Source organism: Bacillus sp. SD075 (assembly GCF_017355165.1).
In the GTDB taxonomy this organism is placed as follows: domain Bacteria; phylum Bacillota; class Bacilli; order Bacillales; family DSM-1321; genus Peribacillus.
In genome coordinates, this window is record NZ_JADILK010000007.1 from 88,879 (window position 1) to 109,112 (window position 20,234).

A 20,234-nucleotide genomic window follows, 5' to 3' on the forward strand; every position below is an offset into this window, starting at 1 on the left:
GTATGAATGCACATGAATTGCATATTATTTCTACTGGGAAACAGCCAATTGAAAAGTTTGTGGAAATCGCTTCAAACATTCAGGAATATGTTGATTTCTTTTATCTAAGGGAAAAGCATTTGAGTGCATCGCAACTCTATCGAGCAGTGACCCTATTACATGATAAAAAGATTCCGCTTTCTAAGATCATCATTAATGACCGGGTGGATGTAGCCTGGGTACACAAAGTATTTGGTGTGCAATTGGCTTTTCATAGTTTAGATGCGGGAGCCGTAAAAAGAGCTTTTCCAGGGATGAATGTTGGATGTTCGATCCATTCCATGGATGAAGCGAAAGCCGCATTCAGCAAAGGGGCCCATTCCGCGATTTATGGACATGTTTTTGAAACGAATTCAAAAATCGGCCTTCCTCCTAAGGGGGTTGAGGAGCTTCATGCAATTACAAGAAATGTCAATCTTCCGATAATTGCGATAGGCGGAATAACACCTTTCAATTGCCAAGTCGTGCTGGATGCGGGGGCACGTGGAATTGCCGTCATGTCAGGCGTGCTTGAAGCTGAAAATCCGGTTCATGCTGTTAAAGAATATTCGAAGTCTTTGGGAAAGGAGACATAAGATGAATTCCATATATGATGCAATCGTTGTTGGGGGAGGAGTAATAGGTGGATCCATTGCTTTTCAATTAGCCAAACGAGGAAAAAAGGTCCTTTTATTGGAAAAAGATAGACTTGCCAGTAAAGCATCCAGTGCTGCAGCCGGGATGTTAGGGGCGCAAGCCGAGTTAGATGTTGATAACCCGCTTTTTACATTGGCTAGCCGAAGCAGGGGGATGTTTCCCGCACTGTCGGAAGAATTAAAAGACATAAGTGGAATAGACATCGAATTAGTGAACAAGGGCATGTTTAAGGTGGCGTTAACGAATGATCAGGCAGCCGAGCTGAAGAACATGATCAGGGTTCAGCAAGATGCGGGACTTGAGGCTGAATGGTTAGCGACTGCTGAAATAAGGAGAGCGGAACCGCTTCTATCGGATGAGATTAAGGGAGCCATGTTCATTCCGGGGGATGGGCAAGTTTCAGCCACTAGGCTGTCGCTCGCTTTTACTGAATCTGCAGCTGCCCTTGGTGTAGATATAAAGGAATTTGTTCATGTTTCCGATTTAGTTACGGAAAATGGATGTGTAACGGGAGTGGTCACGAACATAGGTGGATTTTCAAGTGAAAATGTCATCGTAGCAGGTGGGGCTTGGAGTGCTTTCCTCCTTGAAAAAACAGGGATGAAATTCGACAGTTTTCCTGTAAAGGGAGAGTGCTTTTCCGTCCTGACCGATCGTCCATTGCTTGAAAAGACCATCTTCTCACATGGCTGCTATCTTGTGCCCAAAGTTGGCGGAAGAATCATTGTCGGGGCAACGGTTAAAGCGAACACTTTCGATCAAAAGGTAAGTCTTGACGGGATTTCTACGTTAATAGAAAAGGCAACGCAATTGCTTCCGGCGATTAAAGGAAGCGAATTGGAAAAGACATGGGCAGGTATACGCCCCCAAACTGGGGACGGCTTGCCGTACTTTGGCGAACATCCAGCATGCAAAGGACTTTTCGTTGCAACGGGGCACTTCAGGAATGGCATCTTGCTTTCACCAATTACAGGTGTACTTATAGCGGATATTGTAGAAAGGAAGACAAATCCCGAATGGTCCGTTTTTCGATTGGACCGTTCGATGCAGACCCTTTTTTCTTAATGGAGGTGGATGAATTGGAATTGATTATTAACGGGGAAAAAATACGGATTCCTGCTGATGAATCAACAGTTACAGGGCTTTTGCATCACTTTAATTTACATCAAAAAGTAGTGATCGTTGAATTGAATGATGAAATATTAGCAAAAGAAAGTCTAAGTGAAACACTTTTGTCAAATGGAGACAAGGTAGAGATTGTACATTTTGTAGGAGGCGGATGATATGTTAAAGATTGGTTCTTATGAATTTTCTTCAAGATTATTATTAGGTACTGGAAAATATCCAAACTTCGATGTTCAAAAGCAATCAGTGGAGGTTTCGGAGACGGAAATATTAACATTTGCGGTCCGAAGAATGAACATTTTTGAAGCCAGCCAGCCCAATTTTTTAGAAAAGCTTGATTTGAAAAAATACACACTCCTTCCCAATACGGCAGGAGCTAAAACAGCCAAAGAAGCAGTGCGCATAGCCCATCTTGCAAAGGCATCTGGCTTATGTGACATGATTAAGGTAGAAGTCATTGGCTGTCAAAAAACACTGCTGCCTGATCCGATTGAAACATTGAAAGCTGCTGAAGAGTTAGTGAAACTGGGATTCACCGTATTGCCCTATACTTCGGATGATGTGCTGCTCGCTAAACGCCTGGAAGAAGTGGGGTGCCATGCAATCATGCCAGGAGCTTCACCAATTGGCTCTGGTCAAGGCATTTTAAACCCACTGAACTTACGATTCATCATGGAACAAGCAGAGGTTCCAGTAATTGTTGATGCAGGGATTGGAACGCCCTCTGATGCGGCAATCGCCATGGAATTAGGGGCGGATGGCGTATTGCTTAACACTGCTGTTTCCGGAGCAAAAGACCCCATCAAAATGGCGAAAGCAATGAAACTAGCCATTGAGGCAGGTCGATTGGGGTATGAAGCAGGAAGAATCGACAAAAATGATTACGCGATAGCTAGCAGTCCAGTTGAAGGATTGAGCATTGGATGAATGAACGTTATTCACGTCAAGAACTTTTTGGCCCGATAGGGGAAGAAGGGCAAGTGAAAATTAGCAAAAAACACGTTTTGGTGATTGGAGCGGGTGCTCTTGGTACGGGAAGTGCGGAAGGCCTTGTACGAGCAGGAATCGGGAAACTCACCATTGTAGACAGAGATTATGTAGAGTGGAGCAACCTTCAAAGACAACAGCTTTATTGTGAAGAAGATGCACTAAAAAGATTACCGAAAGCAGTGGCAGCTAAGAATCGTTTGAATGCGCTAAATTCCGAGGTTATCGTAAAATCGCATGTGGCGGATGTTTCGGTTGATGAACTGGCGAAGCTTGTTGAAGGCGTGGATTTAATAGTGGATGCCACTGATAATTTCGATACCAGGATGCTTATTAATGATACTTCGCAAAAATATAAAGTACCCTGGATTTACGGGGCCTGTGTTGGGAGTTACGGGATTAGTTACACGGTGATCCCAGAGGTGACCCCATGTTTGAATTGTTTGCTGGAAACGGTTCCTATGGGGGGACTGACATGTGATACGGCGGGAATCATCAGCCCTGCTGTTCAAACGGTCGTTGCCCATCAAATGACGGAAGCATTAAAAATCCTTGTGGAAGATTTTGAGTCACTAAGGAATAAAATCGTTTCATTTGATCTTTGGAAAAATGAACATTCATCCATAAATGTAGCCCAATTAAAAAAAGATACTTGTTTGTCATGCGGGTCAAATCGAACGTATCCCCACCTCTCCTATTCAAATCGAACAAAGACAGCCGTTTTATGCGGAAGGGATTCTGTCCAGATTCGGCCGGCGTGGAATCTTGAAAGAGACTTAGCGGAACTCGAAAACAATCTTCTCGCACAAGGTGGTAAGATTGTTAGGAATCCTTATTTACTTTCATTTACTATCGGAACCCATCGGTTGGTCGTTTTTAAAGATGGGAGGGCGTTGATTCATGGAACAAAAGATATTGCAGAAGCAAAAACGTTATATCATCGTTATTTTGGCTGAACTGTATTGAAAAAAGGAATGAAACGGACTTGAAACGACCCATGAAGGGGTGCCAAAAAAAAGATGCCTATATAATAGGAAGGTATCGAATTTCTTTCATATGACTTATTTGCTTCATAAATATAAAGCGAAAGCGGTGTCTGCCTTTTCAGGGCGGCACCGCTTTGTTGTGGAACGGTTATTTAAGCAGCTTACATATCATGACTGCTATTATGCTTCTGACGGGAGTGCTGTCTATTTTTCACCTTATGAGAACCGCTTAACGGTGCTGGTTGACCTGGGTTATTTCCTTTAGGAGCATTTTTTCGAATATCTTTACCATCGTTTTTGTTCATGTGCTATCCCTCCTATCTCTTAAGATAATCAGTCCGTGAAATTTTATTCACATACATATATTTGCAAACCTCGTACATGCTATTGATGGACACTAATTAAGGAGATGAACCCAAATGCAGGATAAACAAGATAAGCGAAGGACTTTCCAGGAAGCCCAGCAAAGTTATCAACAGGTATTTGATGTATACTCATCCATTGAGAAGGACGCACCGGATTACGGGACGGAATTGAAACATGTGAAGCAGGAAGTGAACGAGGCCTATCAGCAAATACAATCTGCTTTAGCCACCGCTTCCGAACATCAGAAAGAACAATTGAAAAAATTCGAACAGGATATTCAGGCAATCGTCAATGAGGTCAATTTAGAGGACCATTGAGTGACAGGTTCTATCGTCGTGAGTATTGCACGTTTTACTAGTGCGGTTCATTTTAGAATGGAATAGGCTTTTTGAAAAATGCAGTACATTACTCCATTTCAAAAAGCCTATCCTATTTAACGCCTAGAAATGAGGGAAATCATTGGTTTTTCTTTCTTTTTTTATTATTTTGCCTTTGCATTTCAGATAATGGCGGTTCATTTCCCAGTTCATCATTATATCCAGCTCCATTACCTTGCGCTTTTGCAGCATTCATACCTGGTATAACATGATTTGCCTTTTGTTTTGTCATTTCGACACCTCCACCCATAGAATGCGATAATGTCGAATGATTATGTATGAAGTGCTAATATGTTTTGCTGGAATAATTTATCAGGTCTCAAATAGGTGCATTTTCATTAAAATGCATATCAGCAAGGCTTCTTAAATGCACTTTAATATGTGTGTGATTTTTTTCTATAAGAGAAACTTATCAAAAACAATAACTTTCTTGTTATTTACTTATACTCATTTCTATATTAGTATTAAGTTGAAGGAAAAGTTATGGTGGGAGAAAAGAGAGAAAATTCGACAAACCAACTTTTTTACTTATATTTATGGTAAACATGGTTTCAGTGAACCAGGTTTTACTTTTATGTGCAGAATAAGTTCTGACAGTTTAATAGGGGGTAATATTCATGACGAAAAATGACGTATACCAAGCGCGTAAGTCCTTTGAAATTGAAGGGGAACGCTACAACTACTACAGCCTAGACGCTATTGAAAAAGCAGGGGATGGCAAAGTATCACGCCTTCCATATTCCATTAAAGTATTACTTGAAGCGGTACTTCGCCAAGTAGACGGAAGAGTAATCACAAAAGAACATGTTGCGAACCTTGCTAAATGGGGAACAAGCGAGCAACAAGATATAGATGTTCCGTTCAAGCCATCACGTGTAATCCTACAAGATTTCACTGGTGTTCCAGTTGTTGTTGATTTAGCTTCTTTACGTAATGCTTTCGCAGCACTTGGAGGAGATCCCGACAAAATCAACCCGGAAATCCCGGTTGACCTTGTAATTGACCACTCTGTACAAGTTGATAAAGCAGGTACAATGGATTCTCTTGATGCTAATATGGATCTTGAATTCGAACGTAATGCAGAGCGTTACCAGTTCCTAAGCTGGGCTCAAAAATCATTCAACAACTATCGTGCAGTTCCACCGGCAACTGGTATCGTTCACCAAGTTAACCTAGAGTACCTTGCGAACGTGGTTCATGCCGTTGAAACGCCAAACGGCGACTTCGAAGTATTCCCTGATTCTGTTTTTGGTACAGATTCACATACTACAATGATCAACGGTATTGGTGTTCTTGGTTGGGGTGTCGGCGGTATCGAAGCAGAAGCAGGCATGCTTGGACAGCCTTCTTACTTCCCAGTTCCAAAAGTGGTTGGTGTTAAATTGACTGGCCAACTTCCTAAAGGTACAACAGCTACTGACCTTGCATTGAAAGTAACACAAGTTCTTCGTGCACACGGCGTAGTTGGTAAATTTGTTGAGTTCTACGGCCCAGGAGTAGGATACCTTCCACTTGCTGACCGTGCAACAATTGCTAACATGGCTCCAGAATACGGTGCTACAGTTGGTTTCTTCCCTGTTGATGCAGAAGCGATCGATTACATGCGCTTAACTGGACGTGATGAAAAACAAATTAAAGTGGTTGAATCATACTGTAAAGAAAATGGACTGTTCTACTCTCCTGAAAACGAAGATCCTGCTTACAATGATGTTGTGGAAATCGACCTTTCAGCAATTGAACCAAACCTTTCAGGCCCTAAACGCCCGCAAGATTTGATTCCACTTTCTCAAATGAAAAAATCTTTCCATGACGCTATCAATGCACCTATGGGCAACCAAGGTTTTGGCATGGACAATTCTGAATTGGATAAAGAAGTAACTGTTAAATTTGCCGATGGTAAAGAAACGGTAATGAAAACAGGTGCGATAGCAATTGCTGCAATCACAAGCTGTACGAATACTTCTAATCCGTACGTAATGCTTGGAGCTGGTCTTATTGCTAAAAAGGCAGTCGAAAAAGGCTTGACTGTTCCGGATTATGTAAAAACATCATTGGCACCGGGTTCTAAAGTTGTTACTGGTTACCTTCGTGATGCAGGTCTTCAACCATACCTTGATCAATTAGGATTCAACGTAGTTGGTTATGGCTGTACAACATGTATCGGTAACTCAGGTCCATTAGCGGACGAAATCGAAGCAGCAGTTGCTGAAGCAGATCTTCTGGTAACTTCAGTACTTTCTGGTAACCGTAACTTTGAAGGTCGTATTCATCCACTAGTGAAAGCAAACTATCTTGCTTCACCTACTTTGGTTGTTGCATATGCACTTGCTGGTACTGTGGACTTCGATCTTAACAATGATTCACTTGGTAAAGATAAAGATGGCAACGATGTGTATCTTGCAGATATCTGGCCATCGCAAGAAGAAGTTAACGCTGCTGTTAAAGCAACAGTTACACCGGAATTGTTCCGTAAAGAATACGAAACAGTATTCAACGATAACAAACGTTGGAATGAAATCCAAACAAGCAACGAAGCAATTTATGCTTTCGATTCTAAATCAACTTATATTCAAAATCCTCCATTCTTTGAAGGATTATCACCAGAACCAGGTTCAGTTAACCCACTTTCTGGTCTGCGCGTAGTTGGTAAATTCGGTGACTCAGTAACAACTGACCACATTTCCCCTGCAGGTGCAATCGGTAAAGATACACCAGCTGGTATCTACCTTCGTGAAAACGGTGTGAAACCGCGTGACTTTAACTCTTACGGTTCTCGTCGTGGTAACCATGAAGCAATGATGCGTGGAACTTTCGCAAACATTCGTATCCGTAACCAAGTTGCTCCAGGTACAGAAGGCGGATACACAACTTACTGGCCAACAGGCGATGTAATGGCTATCTATGATGCTTGCATGAAATACAAAGCTGATGGAACAGGTCTTGCAGTCATCGCTGGTAAAGACTATGGTATGGGAAGCTCTCGTGACTGGGCTGCGAAAGGTACTAACCTTCTTGGCATCAAAACAGTCATCGCTGAAAGCTTTGAACGTATTCACCGTTCTAACCTTGCATTAATGGGTGTTCTTCCACTTCAATTCAAAGAAGGCGAAAACGCTGAAACGCTTGGCTTGACTGGTAAAGAAGCGATCGCAGTTAAAATCGACGAAACAGTTAAACCGCGTGATATTGTAACAGTTACAGCTACTGATGAAGCTGGAAACGTAAAAGAATTTGATGTACTTGTTCGTTTCGATTCCGAAATCGAAATCGATTACTACCGTCACGGTGGTATCCTTCAAATGGTATTACGTAATAAATTAAAAGGCTAATTTCAGCTTTTGAAAAGCGGTAAACCTACTTGTCAGGTTTACCGCTTTTTTTGTGTCAAGTTTATGAAACAAAGTGATATCATGATATGATTTAAAGGAATCAAACTTTTCCGGAGATCCTTTTATTGTTAAGATAGTAAAAGGGAAGTTGTTCTATTTCTGGAAATGGACTAATATTTTTATTGTAATGGGACTAGGGGGACGAGTATGCTTAAAAAAATTATTGCTTCGGTGGCCTTACTGTCACTTATTACTGTAGCGATCGTGCAGGCCATGGATAATAAATCAAAGGAAAATGACGAAAAAGATGCTTTGGGCGGATTGAAAATTGGAGCTAAAGCACCGAATTTCTCCTTGAAAACCTTGGATGGGAAACAAATTGAGTTATCTGATTATAAGGGTAAAAAGGTAATGCTGAACTTTTGGGCAACGTGGTGTCCGCCGTGCAAGAAGGAAATGCCGGATATGGAAAAATATACACAGCAAGCGGGTGATGATGTCGTCGTACTTGCTGTCAATATCGACCCGGAAAATGATGTACAATCCTTTATAGACGATAATGGCATTACTTTTACCATTCCGCTGGACAGTCAAAGTGCAGAAAATCCAGTGAATGAGCGCTACAAGATTCTAAGCATACCGACAACTTACTTCATTGACAAAGAAGGCATTATCAGGAATAAGGTGATTTCATCCATGCAACTAAAAGATATGGAACGATATATAAATAGTATGCAGTAGGGAATCTTAATCAAGGTTGATCTGTATGGAAAAAATAGTGGCACCCCTGCTGAGTAATTGGCTATTCAAGGCCCTTAGATGCTTGCTGCGAGGAGGTTCGGCAGACAGCCGGAAAAAAAGGTCGCGGATTTCTGAAAAGAATGGGAACGCATTTTAGAACGAAAATTGTAGGTGAGACTACAGTCTGACGGAACCTTCATAAGGTTCCGTTTTATTGATTTGTTAACAAAGTTGTCAAAATTAAACGGAAAAATCTAAATATTTTTAAAATTATGGTTAATGTTTGCGAAAATAGGGTTAAAGTATAGAGAGTTGAGAAATGTAATTTTATCAGATTAAAAATCTGATAATTATGACAATTAGGAATGAACACCATATAGTCATAATTTTACGTTAATTTGGCAATACTGAATAGTATATTAAAAATAAGTAGGTGAAAAGCATGAAAAAAAGAAAAAGGACATTTGAAGAATTAATTAAAGAAAACAAAAAGGAATTATTGATGGACGTTAAACAAATGGAAAGACTTGAGGAACGTCTTGAAAAAAAACATATGCAAAAGGCTGAATAGGTTTTGCAAAATATTTATCCAAAAGAGCCAGTGCCATGAAGGTCCCTTCAAAGCGCTGTCTCTTTTTTCATGACATTTTCAAAAACTGGCATTCATGAATTTCGCCTTTTATATCCATGATAAGAGGAGGAGGCGATAGAATGGGTAATCCAAAAAAAGATTCCAAACACTTTAGACCGAGCCATCTGGGGACACAACCAATAGCAGCGGGTGGGAATAATGGAAAGAAAATGCAGGACAAATCAGGGAAACATCCTCAAGTCATTCAAACTAAAGGTGAGTAATCAAGGGGCTTAATAAAATAATCGTAATAATATTATGTAAACAAAATAACATGAGGTGAAATTAATGGGCTCAAATAAACACAATCAGGATAACCGTTTGGATAATGTTGAAAAAATTCAGGATGCGATTCAAAATACAGAAGAAAACATAATCGCGGCAAATGAAACGTTATCATTTTCTTCAGGGGCGGAAAATCAGGCAATTAAAGCCAAAAACGACCGAAGAAGAAAGAGCATTGATGGTATGAAGGAAGAAATGCAAGATGAGCAAGAAGCACGGGAAAGCGGTTATAGTAACGATAATATTTAACCAATTAGATAAAGGGGAGAAAGAGGCGAGAAGCTCTTTCTCCCCTTTTATTAAAGGAGCATGGCAGGGAAGCAGTCATTTGAGACAGTCTAAATGAAATTTTTACAATTGGTATGGTAAAATGTTTATTGCAATAGAAATGAAAGTGGGGAAACAAAATGTTCATAGCTGAAAACGAAATTGAAGTGCGGTATGCAGAGACAGATCAAATGGGGGTTGTTTACCATGCGAATTATTTTATATGGATGGAACTAGGCAGGACAAAATTGATAAATGATTTAGGATTTTATTATGCTGATATGGAAGCGGATGGCATCCTCTCACCTGTTATGGATATTCAGGCTTCGTATAAAACCCCTATTCGATATGGGGAAAAGGTAAAAGTGAAAACCTGGATTGAAAAATATGACGGCTTACGGGTCGTTTATGCGTATGAAATCTTTAATGGGAAAAATGAAGTGGCTGCTACAGGTCATTCTTCACACGTTTGCGTTAAAAAGGAAAGCTTCCGCCCGATATCCATTAAACGCATGTATCCTGAATGGCATGAGGCCTATGAGAAATATAAAAAGCAGGATGAATGGGTTTAAATACAATAATTGAGGTGAATAAGAAATGGCTTTTGGGATTAAGCGGGTAGACGTAGTAGCCTGGAAGCAGAAAATCGATCAAGGCCAAATTGCTTTTTTAACTCATTATTGGGTGGATGACCGATTTCCGGGCTGCAAGACGGTTACAAAAGTGGGATGTAATGATTTAGGGCGTTTATCGGAGTGGGGTAAGACATATGGACTTAAAAACGAGTGGATTCATCACAGGAAGGATGGCTATTCTCATTTCGATCTTTTAGGGGACAAGCAAGCGGAAATTCTTAGGGCGGAAGATATTAAAGAGCGCCTGCTCGATTGAACAAGAAAAAACAGCAGTTTACACCGCTGCTGCATGGTCAAGCACTCGTTTCGTAGTTAAATTCAGGTTCAGTCAGTTTTTCATTAAAAGTAATATGTAAATCGTGGCCATCAAAATACCATAAATCTTTTTCTTCTACATAAAAAGTAATTTCATTCGTGGTGGTTATGGCTGCTGCAGCTTCAGGTTCTTCTTGCATGATACCTAATGAAAAGCCGCTTTGGACGGTACTATGCCCTCCATATCTTACATAAAAGCGCAAATGAGAGCCCTCTTGAAGCCCTAGCTCTTCCATATACCACTTAGCTGCTTGATCGGAAATGGTCAGTTTCATTCTAATTCTCCTTCCTAGAGGTTCGTTATTTAAGTATAAAGTAATTATGAAGTAGATGCGAATAATGTGCGTTTAAGAAAGGAAACAACCATGGATATTATATATAATATTTGTTTCATAACGCGAAAAAGATCCAACGAAAATGAAGTGTTGATGCTATTTCGCCAAAAGAATCCCAATAGGCATAAATGGAATGGTATAGGCGGGAAAATAGAACAAGGTGAAACCATCGATGAATCGATGGAACGCGAGATTCTCGAAGAAACTGGATTGAAGGTAAAGGGGATGGCCTTTCGAGGGATTGTGACATGGAATCAAACGGGTGGAATGTATGTTTATCGAGCTGAAGATGCAGGTGGCGGGCTTTCTGCCTGTGATGAAGGGGAACTTGCCTGGAAGCCATATCAATGGGTTATGGAGGCAAATGAAGTTGTGCCCAACATAAAGCATTATCTAAAAGATATATTACAGGATGGACCACCACTGGAATTTGACTGTACCTATGAAAATGAACATTTAGTATCAGTCAAAAAGAAGCCGTTGCCTGTTTTTACAAAAGAATTGACTATCACCAATTGAAAACCGCCCCTGTGCGGTTTTTTTGCCTATTTTGATTCCTAAGCAATAAAGTGGTAAAAGAATATCGGTATTTTTGACGAGGTAAGCAAGATTCTGAAAATTATATATTGTGATTATAAAACGAAATGCGATCTAATTAATTTCCTTATAAAGGGGGCTGCTGATTTGCGGAAAACGGGGCTGTTAGAAGGGAGTACGGGTATGGTGTCGCTTTCAATATTGGCTTAAAATGATATGTAGGGATATGAGATGATCGAACAGCTGGAGTTGTACAAATTTGGACGTTGATTTCCACTTCAGGCACTCGCTTTCCGCGGGCGGTCCGGGAGCCTCCTCGGCGCAATTGCGCCTGTGGGGTCTCCCTTAGACTCGCTATTCCCGCAGGAGTCTCGCACCTTCCGTTCCAATCAACTATGTTTAAAATTTTAGATGGAAACTCCTTTTGCCTACAGTCTTTTTTGTTTTAAAATAGAAGGATTAAAACTTGAGGTGATGAGGATGCTTTCGAAACATAATTCTATTCAGCGAGATCAACTTGAAATGATTACTTTAGATCAACTGGTGCCGGCGAATCATTTGGTTCGTAAAATGGAGGCTTCCATTGACTTCACTTTCATTTATGATTTGGTGATAGAGATTGTATATGATGAACATGTTGATGGTTTCATTTGCCCAACGGGTGAGCTATTAACGTAAAAGAGGGTTATCGCGAGTATAAATCCCCAAAACACATCTGTGCAACATGCTCATTTTTATCTCGGTGTACAGAAAGCAAAGACTGTCAAAAAGTAGTGACACGGCATATCTGGCAAGCATATGTGGAAGAAGCAGATCATCTGCGTCATCATCAAGAGGTAAAACCTATCTATGCGAAACGCAAAGAAACGATTGAGCGTGTATTCGCAGATGCAAAAGAAAAGCATGGTATGCGTTGGACTACTTTAAGGGGACTTAAAAAATTGTCGATGCAAGCGATGCTTACTTTCGCTGCCATTAATGTAAAGAAGATGGCCACTTGGACATGGCAAGGTCCTAAAATGGCTTAACATAGTGGCTCGAAGAGCCCAAATCTCTTAACCTTTGGTCAAAATTTCAAAGGGAATTTCAAAAGGGGTTCGGAATTTTTTAATTCCGAACCCCTTTTGTCTACAAACTCATAGCTGCAGATTCCTGCAGCTATTTTGTATTTTCTTTTGCTTCAGCCTCTGCAAGCTTTCTCAGCAAGATAGGTGTAGGCATATGCATGATTTGCTCTAAAGGCAAGTTTAGTGACTTGGATAACTTTAATGCGGTTTCCGGTGATATTTGTAATGGTTTCATGGCACTTTCTCCTATGGATATTTAATAACTAGTTCCAGTGTAGCCTCTGTTCGCCAATTATTCAATCCTTCCTTCACCATTTCCCCATTAAACGAAACCTATAATTTTCTTTTGATTTGAAGTTAATGTAGACATATTCTAGTGCTCCTTACCTTACAAAAGAATTGCAATGGGGCCAAAATGAAAATAAGAGTAGACAAAGAATTATTTATTTCATGTAGGCCCGTTTCATTTTCGTGAATAAGCATAAAGAACCATTTTGAATTGGTGGCATATCTTGGATTCGAATTATCGTGAATACAAGATCAAGAGAGTGGGAATTAGGGAATTTCATAAAAGTGAAGCCGGAAAAAGCAATCTGGTTATAAAAAGCAATTGAAACAGATGGCATATACTCCATCTCGTATAGCAGTTAGTCCTTGAGGCATATGGAAAATTTAAAAGCCAGGGAAAATCATGATAAGGAAATAAAAGAGGAAGTGAGAAGGAAACTCACGTTTGTTAGTGAAGAAGTCCTGAATTTAAGTGAAGAAACGGAGGCTTCAGTTAAGCAATTGATAGAAAACGGGCAATATATCAAAACGCAAATCTCTACGCGCGCTGAGCAATTACTTCGTTCAAAAACATTGCCTGAAGGGGGCAGAATCGTATGCAGATTAACGGAAAAGATACAAAACCTTGTGATTTTCATGAAAGATGTTGATGAGTCTGTCCTAAGGGTCAAGGATGTGTTCAAGCAGGCGAGAAAGAATCGGAGTTAACAAAGGGAATATAAAGGATTGTACAGAGATGGAAATGTCAAATCAGGGGGGAGTTTCAATCATCCAGGAAATCGGAAACGCTACTGGGAAAGGTTTCGAAGCATGCAGGTATCCTGAATAACACGGTAAATGAAGTATAGAATGGAAAAATAGGCCCAGCAAACGGGCCTATTTTCACTTGGTGATGCGTATGTTCTTACAACCACTTTACTTTCGGTTCAGTTTTATCGATAATTCGTTTAATGTTCGCCCGATGCCGGTAAAAAATGAAAATCGTAAAAATGCCGATCACTGTAATGAGAGCCCAATCACCTGTATGAAACACCAAACTATAGATAAAAGCAAGAAGGGAGGCAATCATGGACGAAAGCGAGACGTATTTGGAAATGTATAGGGATATAAAGAAAATGATAACGGCAATGACAAAAAATAATGGTTCATAACCAAGAATGACCCCAGCTGAAGTCGCAACCGCTTTCCCGCCCCGAAAGTTTGCAAAAATGGGAAACATATGGCCGATGACGGCAATAACGCCGACTAGCATTTCATTCAAATCAGCTCCAAGCAAAAACGGGAGTGAAGTTGCAAGCGTCCCCTTAAGTATATCCATGATGGTGACGGTAAGCCCTGCCTTGACACCCAATGTCCGGAAGGTATTTGTTCCGCCAAGATTTTTACTGCCATGCTCCCGAATGTCGATGTTGTAAAAGGTTTTACCGATAATTAAACCGGATGGAATCGATCCAATCAAGTAGGCGGACAGTATAATGATAAATGTAAGCATTCTATGACCCTTTCTTTAAGAAAAATCTTCTTATTTTTTCATGTTTAAGCGGCTGATTGTTACCATTTTGAAAGAAATAGCTAAAAACAGCCTTAAACTGCGTGATAAGCATCTCTTATTGTAACATTTTCGTGACAAAATGGTACGGCTGTCCGAAAAAAATCCACTGAAAAATGAATTTTCCTTGATGAATATGCATCTTTTGATATAGGTTTAAGTTGAAGCAAGGCAAAAGGTTTAGATTTTCTTATTTTCGTAAATATAAAATGGTAGGAAGCCTGCTTATATAAAGTCCCCCAATACGTGGTAGGCTGGATGAACATATAGGCAGGCCAGGGAGTCATACCTTTTCGAAATTTATTTTTTCTTGTATAATTGTTTTTCTTAATAATGGTAATATCAGCTTGTCTTTGTAAAATATCCTTGTTAAGAATACTTTTTATGCAAATATTACATTTTATAAATAGAGGGGATTGGTAAGAATGATAGAAAATCCAAGCAGAGCGGAAATGGGCCAAATGCTAAAAAAAGCGAAGCGGATCGCTGTAGTCGGTTTATCGAATAACCCCGAGCGGACGTCTTATATGGTATCCAAGGCGATGCAGGACAGCGGATATGAGATCGTCCCGGTTAACCCTGCCGTATCCGAAGTATTGGGCGTCAAGGCCGTGAAAGCCCTTCAAGATATTGAAGGCCACGTCGATATCGTCAATGTGTTTCGCCGCTCAGAGTTCCTTCCGGAGATTGCCAAAGAGTTTGCGGACATTGATGCGGATATCTTTTGGGCGCAGCTGGGTGTGGAAAATGAGGAAGCCTATAATTTCTTGAAGGAAAAAGGTTATACTGTCATCATGGATCGATGCATTAAAGTCGAACACGCCCTTACGAAGTAATGTCAAAAGAGCGGACTTCCGCTCTTTTTTAAAGGCATCACTGGTTTCAGCTTGAGGGTATCGACCATGTCCTAAGCGGTGGGAATATCCACCGATTTAAGAACATTTTGATTAAAATCGTAAAAGTATATTTGCCAAATGAAAATTTACCGCTACAATTAGAATGGTAGCTATGATACGTTTTCTTGTTCCAATCAAAGAGCTAATGCTAATAAAAGGGACGAAAAAAATAGAACACTTGTTCTTTTTTCGCGAAAGTATTATACTTTTTATATGATATTAACGTATGAATGTATTTGTTAAGCTAGTGAGTCATTTCATTGCAGTATGATTTGGCCCGGAAATTGTGTTTAGTAAGGAAAGGGGAATTTCTGTGGCAAAGAAAGTAAAAACAATCGAGTACAATGATGATGCAATTCAGGTACTGGAAGGACTCGAAGCGGTCAGAAAACGTCCCGGTATGTATATCGGCAGTACTGATGCACGCGGACTTCATCATTTAGTGTACGAGATTGTAGATAACTCCGTAGATGAGGCTTTGGCAGGATATGGAGACCAAATTAGTGTGAAAATACATAAAGATAACAGTGTAAGTGTGTCAGATAAAGGGCGTGGAATGCCTATTGGCATGCATAAATTGGGTAAACCGACGCCTGAAGTCATTTTAACGATTCTTCATGCTGGAGGTAAATTTGGACAAGGCGGATATAAAACGAGTGGAGGCCTCCATGGAGTCGGTGCTTCGGTCGTTAACGCGTTGTCCGAATGGCTTGTCGTGACGATCAAAAGGGACGGATTCATTTACGAACAACGTTTTTTCAATGGCGGAAAGCCAGAAACCACTCTGGAGAAAATCGGTAAAACCAATCAAGCGGGGACCAAAATCCACTTCAAGCCGGATCCGAAGATATTTTCGGTGACGACTTTTAATTATGATATCCTATGTGAACGTCTTCGTGAATCAGCTTTTCTTTTAAAAGGCATGAAGATAGAATTGACGGATGAACGTAACGACCATAACGAAACTTTTCACTATGAAAATGGAATTGAGGCGTTTGTGGATTACTTGAATGAAGAAAAAGAGACGCTTCATAGTGTAGTCAGCTTGGAAGGCGAACAAAATGGGATAGAAGTAGATCTCGCCTTTCAATTCAATGATGGTTATTCAGAAAATATTTTAAGCTTCGTAAATAACGTTAGAACGAAAGACGGAGGTACCCATGAGATTGGCGCAAAAACGGCCATGACACGGGCATTTAATGATTATGCCAGAAAAATGGGGCTATTGAAGGAAAAAGATAAAAACCTCGAAGGTACCGATATACGTGAAGGCTTGTCTTCAATCATTTCTGTACGTATCCCTGAAGAACTTCTTCAATTCGAAGGACAAACCAAGAGCAAGCTAGGAACAAGTGAAGCCCGTTCTGCAGTCGATTCCATCGTATCAGAGCACTTAGCCTACTTTTTTGAAGAAGATCCGACCACGAGTACCCTATTGGTTAAAAAAGCGATCAAAGCTTTCCAAGCAAGGGAAGCGGCGCGCAAAGCCCGTGAGGATGCAAGAAGCGGGAAGAAACGAAAAAAATCCGATGCCATTCTTTCCGGGAAATTAACACCGGCTCAATCGAAAAATCCCGAACGGAATGAATTATATCTTGTAGAAGGGGACTCTGCTGGGGGATCCGCTAAACAAGGGCGCGATCGCCGTTTCCAAGCAGTCCTGCCATTACGCGGTAAAGTTATCAATACGGAAAAGGCAAAACTAGCGGATATTTTTAAGAACGAGGAAATAAATACGATCATCCATGCCATCGGCGGAGGGGTCGGGGCGGAGTTCAATACGCCGGACACCAACTATGATAAAGTGATTATCATGACAGATGCCGATACGGATGGGGCGCATATCCAAGTGCTGCTGCTGACTTTCTTTTATCGCTATATGAAGCCGTTAATAGAGTCAGGAAAGGTTTACATTGCCTTGCCCCCTTTATATAAAGTGAGTAAAGGGACCGGGAAGAAAGAAGTCATTGAATATGCTTGGAGCGACGAGGAACTTCAGGGAGCGATAGACAAGGTAGGGAAAGGCTATATGATTCAGCGCTATAAAGGGCTGGGTGAGATGAATGCCGATCAATTATGGGATACCACCATGAACCCGGAAACAAGGACATTGATACGTGTGAAGATCGATGACGGTGCCCGTGCGGAAAGACGTGTGACAACGTTGATGGGAGATAAGGTTGAACCGCGTCGTAAGTGGATTGAAGCCAATGTCGCTTTTGGTCTCGAAGAGGAATCGAATATTTTAGATAATGAAAATATGTCGATTGAAGAGGAGGTCAATAACGATGGTATTTGAAGAAACATTTCGAGATTTGCCGCTTGAAGAGGTAATTGGTGACCGTTTCGGGCGTTATAGTAAATATATTATCCAAGATCGGGCACTGCCAGATGCAAGGGACGGTTTAAAACCAGTACAGCGCAGGATATTGTATGCGATGCATGTCGAAGGAAATACTCAAGAAAAAGGATTTAGGAAATCCGCAAAAACGGTCGGTAATGTAATTGGTAACTACCACCCTCACGGAGATTCATCCGTTTATGAGGCAATGGTTAGGATGAGCCAAGACTGGAAACTGCGGAAGGTCATGGTCCAAATGCACGGAAACAATGGTAGTATTGATGGTGATCCGCCTGCTGCGATGCGTTATACGGAAGCAAGGCTTTCATCGATTGCCTCCGAGATGCTGCGTGATATTGAAAAAAGGACGGTCGATTTTGTACCGAACTTTGATGATACTTCAGAAGAACCCATTGTATTGCCTGCAATGTTCCCTAACCTGCTTGTAAACGGCTCTACAGGAATTTCAGCAGGCTATGCCACTGAAATCCCGCCACATCAACTAGGTGAAGTCATTGATGCTGCCATTATGCGAATCGATAAGCCGGAGGCGACAGTCGCTGATTTAATGACGGTCATTAAAGGGCCGGATTTTCCTACTGGCGGTATCATTCAAGGAATTGAAGGCATTCGTAAAGCCTATGAAACGGGTAAAGGGAAAATAATCATTCGCGGGTTGGCGGAAGTGGAAACGATTCGGGGCGGCAAACAGCAAATCGTCATCACTGAAATCCCATATGAAGTCAATAAAGCCAACCTTGTTAAGAAAATGGATGAGTTCCGTCTAGACCGGAAAGTGGAAGGTATCGCCGAAGTAAGGGATGAAACCGACCGTACAGGACTGCGAATTGTCATCGAACTGAAAAAAGAAGCAGATGCAAATGGGGTCTTGCATTACTTATACAAAAATTCCGATCTGCAAATTGCATACAATTTCAATATGGTCGCGATTTATAAAAAACGGCCAACATTGATGAGCCTGCCAAAAATGCTCGATGCATATATCGAACATCGTAAAGAGGTAATCGTGAACCGTTCACGTTATGAGCTGCAAAAAGCTCATGACAGGGCACATATCGTCGATGGTTTAGTGAAGGCTTTATCCATATTAGATGAAGTCATCGCTGTCATCCGGGCATCTAAAGACAAACGGAATGCTAAAGATAACCTTATTGCTAAATTTGCTTTTACTGAAGCGCAAGCTGAAGCCATTGTCTCCTTGCAGTTATATAGGCTGACGAATACGGATATTACAGCACTTGAAGCAGAGGCAGCGGAATTGAAGAACAAAATTGAGGAATTGACAAAGATTCTTGGCAGTGAAAAAGTTCTTCTTCAAGTAATTAAAAAAGAACTTCGATTCATTAAAAAGGGCTTTGATGACGGACGGCGTTCCAAAATCGAAAAAGAAATTGAAGAAATCAAAATCAATCTTGAAGTCTTGATTGCGAGTGAAGACGTAATGGTTACCGTGACGAAAGAAGGCTATGTCAAACGGACATCTTTACGATCTTATGCAGCATCAGGCGGTCTTGATTTTGGCATGAAAGATTCCGATCGTCTGCTCCAGAGGCTGGAGATGAATACAACAGATGTTCTGTTGCTGTTCACATCCAAAGGAAACTACCTCTATTGTCCAGTTCATCAGCTTCCTGATATTCGCTGGAAGGAAACCGGTCAGCATATCGCTAACATCATTCCCATCGACAGGGAAGAGCAAATCATCAAAGCGATTCCAATCAAAGATTTTACCCTGCCGGAATTCTTAGTGTTCATCACGAAAAATGGTATGGTGAAAAAGACAGAATTAGCTTCCTATAAAGCCCAGCGTCATTCAAAACCGCTGGTTGGTGTCAATTTAAAAGGCGACGATGAATTGGTCGATGTCCATCATACCGATGGCCAGGCTGACCTTTTCCTAGTCACTCATAACGGCTATGGTTTATGGTTTGATGAAGAAGAAGTAAGTGTTGTCGGTGTCCGTGCAGCAGGTGTCAAAGGGATTAATTTGAAAGAAAATGACTATGTCATTGGCGGAAAGGTTTTGGCCAAGGATAGTAAAGCATCGATCTTTATCGTTACACAGCGCGGAGCCGTAAAGAAAATGAAATTAACCGAGTTTGAAAAAACGAGCCGGGCAAAACGCGGTGTCGTGGTCTTGAGGGAATTGAAGTCGAATCCTCATAGGGTCATTGGTTTCGATATTATTAACAAAACCGACAGTTTATTCATTCTTTCTGAAAAGGGAACCATTGAAACGATTCATGCCGCTTCATTAAAAAATCATGATCGATATACGAATGGATCATTTGTTTTTGATGAAACGGTTAGTGGAAAAGCGAAAGAATTATGGAAAATATCATTGGAAGATGACTCCGCCATAGAGCAGTGAATCATTTTTGAACGGGATGCTGATCTTGAACAGCATCCCGTTTTATTTTCCGATAAATGACCAGTTAGATCCTTTAAGAAAATAATCCCCACAAACCCCGCACTACAAGG

At 40.9% G+C, this 20,234-nt stretch carries 23 protein-coding genes and 1 pseudogene; 19 read left to right on the forward strand and 5 right to left on the reverse strand.

The features are described 5' to 3' along the window. Positions 1 to 2: 2 nt before the first annotated feature. Genes IOC57_RS07785 through IOC57_RS07805 form a run of 5 tightly spaced genes read left to right on the forward strand, consistent with a single transcriptional unit; the run spans position 3 to position 3,743 of the window. Entirely contained in the window at positions 3 to 614 is a 612-nt protein-coding gene (locus IOC57_RS07785; RefSeq protein WP_207438183.1) for a DUF561 domain-containing protein, read from the forward strand. Between the two features lies 1 nt (position 615). Further along, positions 616 to 1,740, forward strand: a complete 1,125-nt coding sequence (gene thiO / locus IOC57_RS07790) for a glycine oxidase ThiO (RefSeq protein ID WP_207438184.1) — start codon at positions 616 to 618, stop codon at positions 1,738 to 1,740. Between the two features lie 14 nt (positions 1,741 to 1,754). Next, positions 1,755 to 1,958: a sulfur carrier protein ThiS gene (gene thiS / locus IOC57_RS07795; protein WP_207438185.1), complete on the forward strand. Its 204-nt coding sequence runs from the start codon at positions 1,755 to 1,757 to the stop codon at positions 1,956 to 1,958. Between the two features lies 1 nt (position 1,959). Beyond that, positions 1,960 to 2,727, forward strand: a complete 768-nt coding sequence (locus IOC57_RS07800) for a thiazole synthase (protein WP_207438186.1) — start codon at positions 1,960 to 1,962, stop codon at positions 2,725 to 2,727. Further along, positions 2,724 to 3,743, forward strand: coding sequence for a thiazole biosynthesis adenylyltransferase ThiF (locus IOC57_RS07805; protein WP_207438187.1), 1,020 nt, complete (start codon positions 2,724 to 2,726; stop codon positions 3,741 to 3,743). The genes IOC57_RS07800 and IOC57_RS07805 overlap by 4 nt, the downstream gene beginning before the upstream one ends. 191 nt (positions 3,744 to 3,934) lie before the next feature. On the opposite strand, the gene IOC57_RS07810 is transcribed toward IOC57_RS07805, so the two are convergent. Then, positions 3,935 to 4,078: a small acid-soluble spore protein P gene (locus tag IOC57_RS07810; protein ID WP_083450736.1), complete on the reverse strand. Its 144-nt coding sequence runs from the start codon at positions 4,076 to 4,078 to the stop codon at positions 3,935 to 3,937. Positions 4,079 to 4,192: 114 nt separating this feature from the next. On the opposite strand from IOC57_RS07810, the gene IOC57_RS07815 reads away from it, so the two are divergent. After that, entirely contained in the window at positions 4,193 to 4,456 is a 264-nt protein-coding gene (locus tag IOC57_RS07815; RefSeq protein ID WP_207438188.1) for a hypothetical protein, read from the forward strand. A gap of 139 nt (positions 4,457 to 4,595) precedes the next feature. Here the strand turns inward: IOC57_RS07815 and sspO are convergent, their stop codons facing one another. Next, positions 4,596 to 4,748, reverse strand: coding sequence for a small acid-soluble spore protein O (gene sspO, locus IOC57_RS07820; protein WP_034312428.1), 153 nt, complete (start codon positions 4,746 to 4,748; stop codon positions 4,596 to 4,598). A gap of 385 nt (positions 4,749 to 5,133) precedes the next feature. Here sspO and acnA point away from each other — a divergent pair, with 385 nt between their 5' ends. The 7 genes from acnA to IOC57_RS07855 all read left to right on the forward strand — a co-directional run bounded on the left by acnA (position 5,134) and on the right by IOC57_RS07855 (position 10,660). Then, positions 5,134 to 7,845, forward strand: a complete 2,712-nt coding sequence (gene acnA / locus IOC57_RS07825) for an aconitate hydratase AcnA (protein WP_207438189.1) — start codon at positions 5,134 to 5,136, stop codon at positions 7,843 to 7,845. A gap of 207 nt (positions 7,846 to 8,052) precedes the next feature. Then, positions 8,053 to 8,586 carry a redoxin domain-containing protein gene (locus tag IOC57_RS07830; RefSeq protein ID WP_207438190.1) on the forward strand — a complete coding sequence of 178 codons (534 nt, stop codon included), beginning with the start codon at positions 8,053 to 8,055 and terminating at the stop codon, positions 8,584 to 8,586. Between the two features lie 442 nt (positions 8,587 to 9,028). Then, entirely contained in the window at positions 9,029 to 9,157 is a 129-nt protein-coding gene (locus IOC57_RS07835) for an FbpB family small basic protein (protein WP_081108788.1), read from the forward strand. 140 nt (positions 9,158 to 9,297) lie between these two features. Beyond that, entirely contained in the window at positions 9,298 to 9,441 is a 144-nt protein-coding gene (locus tag IOC57_RS07840) for an acid-soluble spore protein N (RefSeq protein WP_057275900.1), read from the forward strand. Positions 9,442 to 9,505: 64 nt separating this feature from the next. Continuing rightward, on the forward strand, positions 9,506 to 9,751 hold the full coding sequence (gene tlp, locus IOC57_RS07845; protein WP_207438191.1) for a small acid-soluble spore protein Tlp: 246 nt from the start codon (positions 9,506 to 9,508) through the stop codon (positions 9,749 to 9,751). A gap of 158 nt (positions 9,752 to 9,909) precedes the next feature. Then, positions 9,910 to 10,341 carry an acyl-CoA thioesterase gene (locus tag IOC57_RS07850; protein WP_207438192.1) on the forward strand — a complete coding sequence of 144 codons (432 nt, stop codon included), beginning with the start codon at positions 9,910 to 9,912 and terminating at the stop codon, positions 10,339 to 10,341. Between the two features lie 25 nt (positions 10,342 to 10,366). Next, positions 10,367 to 10,660, forward strand: a complete 294-nt coding sequence (locus IOC57_RS07855; RefSeq protein WP_207438193.1) for a hypothetical protein — start codon at positions 10,367 to 10,369, stop codon at positions 10,658 to 10,660. Between the two features lie 37 nt (positions 10,661 to 10,697). Here the strand turns inward: IOC57_RS07855 and IOC57_RS07860 are convergent, their stop codons facing one another. Then, positions 10,698 to 10,994, reverse strand: a complete 297-nt coding sequence (locus tag IOC57_RS07860) for a HesB/YadR/YfhF family protein (protein WP_207438194.1) — start codon at positions 10,992 to 10,994, stop codon at positions 10,698 to 10,700. A gap of 90 nt (positions 10,995 to 11,084) precedes the next feature. On the opposite strand from IOC57_RS07860, the gene IOC57_RS07865 reads away from it, so the two are divergent. After that, positions 11,085 to 11,573 carry an NUDIX hydrolase gene (locus IOC57_RS07865; protein WP_207438195.1) on the forward strand — a complete coding sequence of 163 codons (489 nt, stop codon included), beginning with the start codon at positions 11,085 to 11,087 and terminating at the stop codon, positions 11,571 to 11,573. A 633-nt stretch (positions 11,574 to 12,206) separates the two neighbouring features. Then, positions 12,207 to 12,619: pseudogene (locus tag IOC57_RS07870) on the forward strand (transposase); the annotation flags it as partial. A 130-nt stretch (positions 12,620 to 12,749) separates the two neighbouring features. On the opposite strand, the gene IOC57_RS07875 reads toward IOC57_RS07870, so the two are convergent. Further along, positions 12,750 to 12,893: a YycC family protein gene (locus IOC57_RS07875; protein WP_207438196.1), complete on the reverse strand. Its 144-nt coding sequence runs from the start codon at positions 12,891 to 12,893 to the stop codon at positions 12,750 to 12,752. Positions 12,894 to 13,321: 428 nt separating this feature from the next. Between IOC57_RS07875 and IOC57_RS07880 the strand changes: the two genes are divergently transcribed. Further along, complete coding sequence (locus IOC57_RS07880; protein ID WP_207438197.1) at positions 13,322 to 13,654, forward strand: hypothetical protein; 333 nt, start codon at positions 13,322 to 13,324, stop codon at positions 13,652 to 13,654. Positions 13,655 to 13,850: 196 nt separating this feature from the next. Here IOC57_RS07880 and plsY read toward each other — a convergent pair whose 3' ends face one another. Further along, entirely contained in the window at positions 13,851 to 14,438 is a 588-nt protein-coding gene (plsY, locus tag IOC57_RS07885; RefSeq protein WP_207438198.1) for a glycerol-3-phosphate 1-O-acyltransferase PlsY, read from the reverse strand. Between the two features lie 482 nt (positions 14,439 to 14,920). Here plsY and IOC57_RS07890 point away from each other — a divergent pair, with 482 nt between their 5' ends. The 3 genes from IOC57_RS07890 to parC all read left to right on the forward strand — a co-directional run bounded on the left by IOC57_RS07890 (position 14,921) and on the right by parC (position 20,124). Next, positions 14,921 to 15,331 (forward strand): CoA-binding protein, encoded by a 411-nt coding sequence (locus IOC57_RS07890; protein WP_207438199.1) that lies wholly within the window; start codon positions 14,921 to 14,923, stop codon positions 15,329 to 15,331. Positions 15,332 to 15,725: 394 nt separating this feature from the next. Beyond that, the gene (gene parE / locus IOC57_RS07895) at positions 15,726 to 17,690 is read left to right on the forward strand and encodes a DNA topoisomerase IV subunit B (protein WP_396020784.1); all 1,965 of its coding nucleotides are present in this window, start codon (positions 15,726 to 15,728) and stop codon (positions 17,688 to 17,690) included. Continuing rightward, positions 17,680 to 20,124 (forward strand): DNA topoisomerase IV subunit A, encoded by a 2,445-nt coding sequence (gene parC / locus IOC57_RS07900; RefSeq protein ID WP_207438200.1) that lies wholly within the window; start codon positions 17,680 to 17,682, stop codon positions 20,122 to 20,124. Before parE ends, parC begins: the two co-directional genes overlap by 11 nt. The last annotated feature ends 110 nt before the right edge of the window (positions 20,125 to 20,234 follow it).

What these genes read in the sequence shown, in the direction of transcription:
- IOC57_RS07785 (WP_207438183.1), top strand. Translation starts at nt 3, where the DNA reads ATGAATGCACATGAATTGCATATTATTTCTACTGGGAAACAGCCAATT.
- thiO (WP_207438184.1), top strand. Translation starts at nt 616, where the DNA reads ATGAATTCCATATATGATGCAATCGTTGTTGGGGGAGGAGTAATAGGT.
- IOC57_RS07800 (WP_207438186.1), top strand. Translation starts at nt 1,960, where the DNA reads ATGTTAAAGATTGGTTCTTATGAATTTTCTTCAAGATTATTATTAGGT.
- IOC57_RS07805 (WP_207438187.1), top strand. Translation starts at nt 2,724, where the DNA reads ATGAATGAACGTTATTCACGTCAAGAACTTTTTGGCCCGATAGGGGAA.
- IOC57_RS07810 (WP_083450736.1), bottom strand. Translation starts at nt 4,078, where the DNA reads ATGAACAAAAACGATGGTAAAGATATTCGAAAAAATGCTCCTAAAGGA.
- IOC57_RS07815 (WP_207438188.1), top strand. Translation starts at nt 4,193, where the DNA reads ATGCAGGATAAACAAGATAAGCGAAGGACTTTCCAGGAAGCCCAGCAA.
- sspO (WP_034312428.1), bottom strand. Translation starts at nt 4,748, where the DNA reads ATGACAAAACAAAAGGCAAATCATGTTATACCAGGTATGAATGCTGCA.
- acnA (WP_207438189.1), top strand. Translation starts at nt 5,134, where the DNA reads ATGACGAAAAATGACGTATACCAAGCGCGTAAGTCCTTTGAAATTGAA.
- IOC57_RS07830 (WP_207438190.1), top strand. Translation starts at nt 8,053, where the DNA reads ATGCTTAAAAAAATTATTGCTTCGGTGGCCTTACTGTCACTTATTACT.
- IOC57_RS07835 (WP_081108788.1), top strand. Translation starts at nt 9,029, where the DNA reads ATGAAAAAAAGAAAAAGGACATTTGAAGAATTAATTAAAGAAAACAAA.
- IOC57_RS07840 (WP_057275900.1), top strand. Translation starts at nt 9,298, where the DNA reads ATGGGTAATCCAAAAAAAGATTCCAAACACTTTAGACCGAGCCATCTG.
- tlp (WP_207438191.1), top strand. Translation starts at nt 9,506, where the DNA reads ATGGGCTCAAATAAACACAATCAGGATAACCGTTTGGATAATGTTGAA.
- IOC57_RS07850 (WP_207438192.1), top strand. Translation starts at nt 9,910, where the DNA reads ATGTTCATAGCTGAAAACGAAATTGAAGTGCGGTATGCAGAGACAGAT.
- IOC57_RS07855 (WP_207438193.1), top strand. Translation starts at nt 10,367, where the DNA reads ATGGCTTTTGGGATTAAGCGGGTAGACGTAGTAGCCTGGAAGCAGAAA.
- IOC57_RS07860 (WP_207438194.1), bottom strand. Translation starts at nt 10,994, where the DNA reads ATGAAACTGACCATTTCCGATCAAGCAGCTAAGTGGTATATGGAAGAG.
- IOC57_RS07865 (WP_207438195.1), top strand. Translation starts at nt 11,085, where the DNA reads ATGGATATTATATATAATATTTGTTTCATAACGCGAAAAAGATCCAAC.
- IOC57_RS07875 (WP_207438196.1), bottom strand. Translation starts at nt 12,893, where the DNA reads ATGAAACCATTACAAATATCACCGGAAACCGCATTAAAGTTATCCAAG.
- IOC57_RS07880 (WP_207438197.1), top strand. Translation starts at nt 13,322, where the DNA reads ATGGAAAATTTAAAAGCCAGGGAAAATCATGATAAGGAAATAAAAGAG.
- plsY (WP_207438198.1), bottom strand. Translation starts at nt 14,438, where the DNA reads ATGCTTACATTTATCATTATACTGTCCGCCTACTTGATTGGATCGATT.
- IOC57_RS07890 (WP_207438199.1), top strand. Translation starts at nt 14,921, where the DNA reads ATGATAGAAAATCCAAGCAGAGCGGAAATGGGCCAAATGCTAAAAAAA.
- parC (WP_207438200.1), top strand. Translation starts at nt 17,680, where the DNA reads ATGGTATTTGAAGAAACATTTCGAGATTTGCCGCTTGAAGAGGTAATT.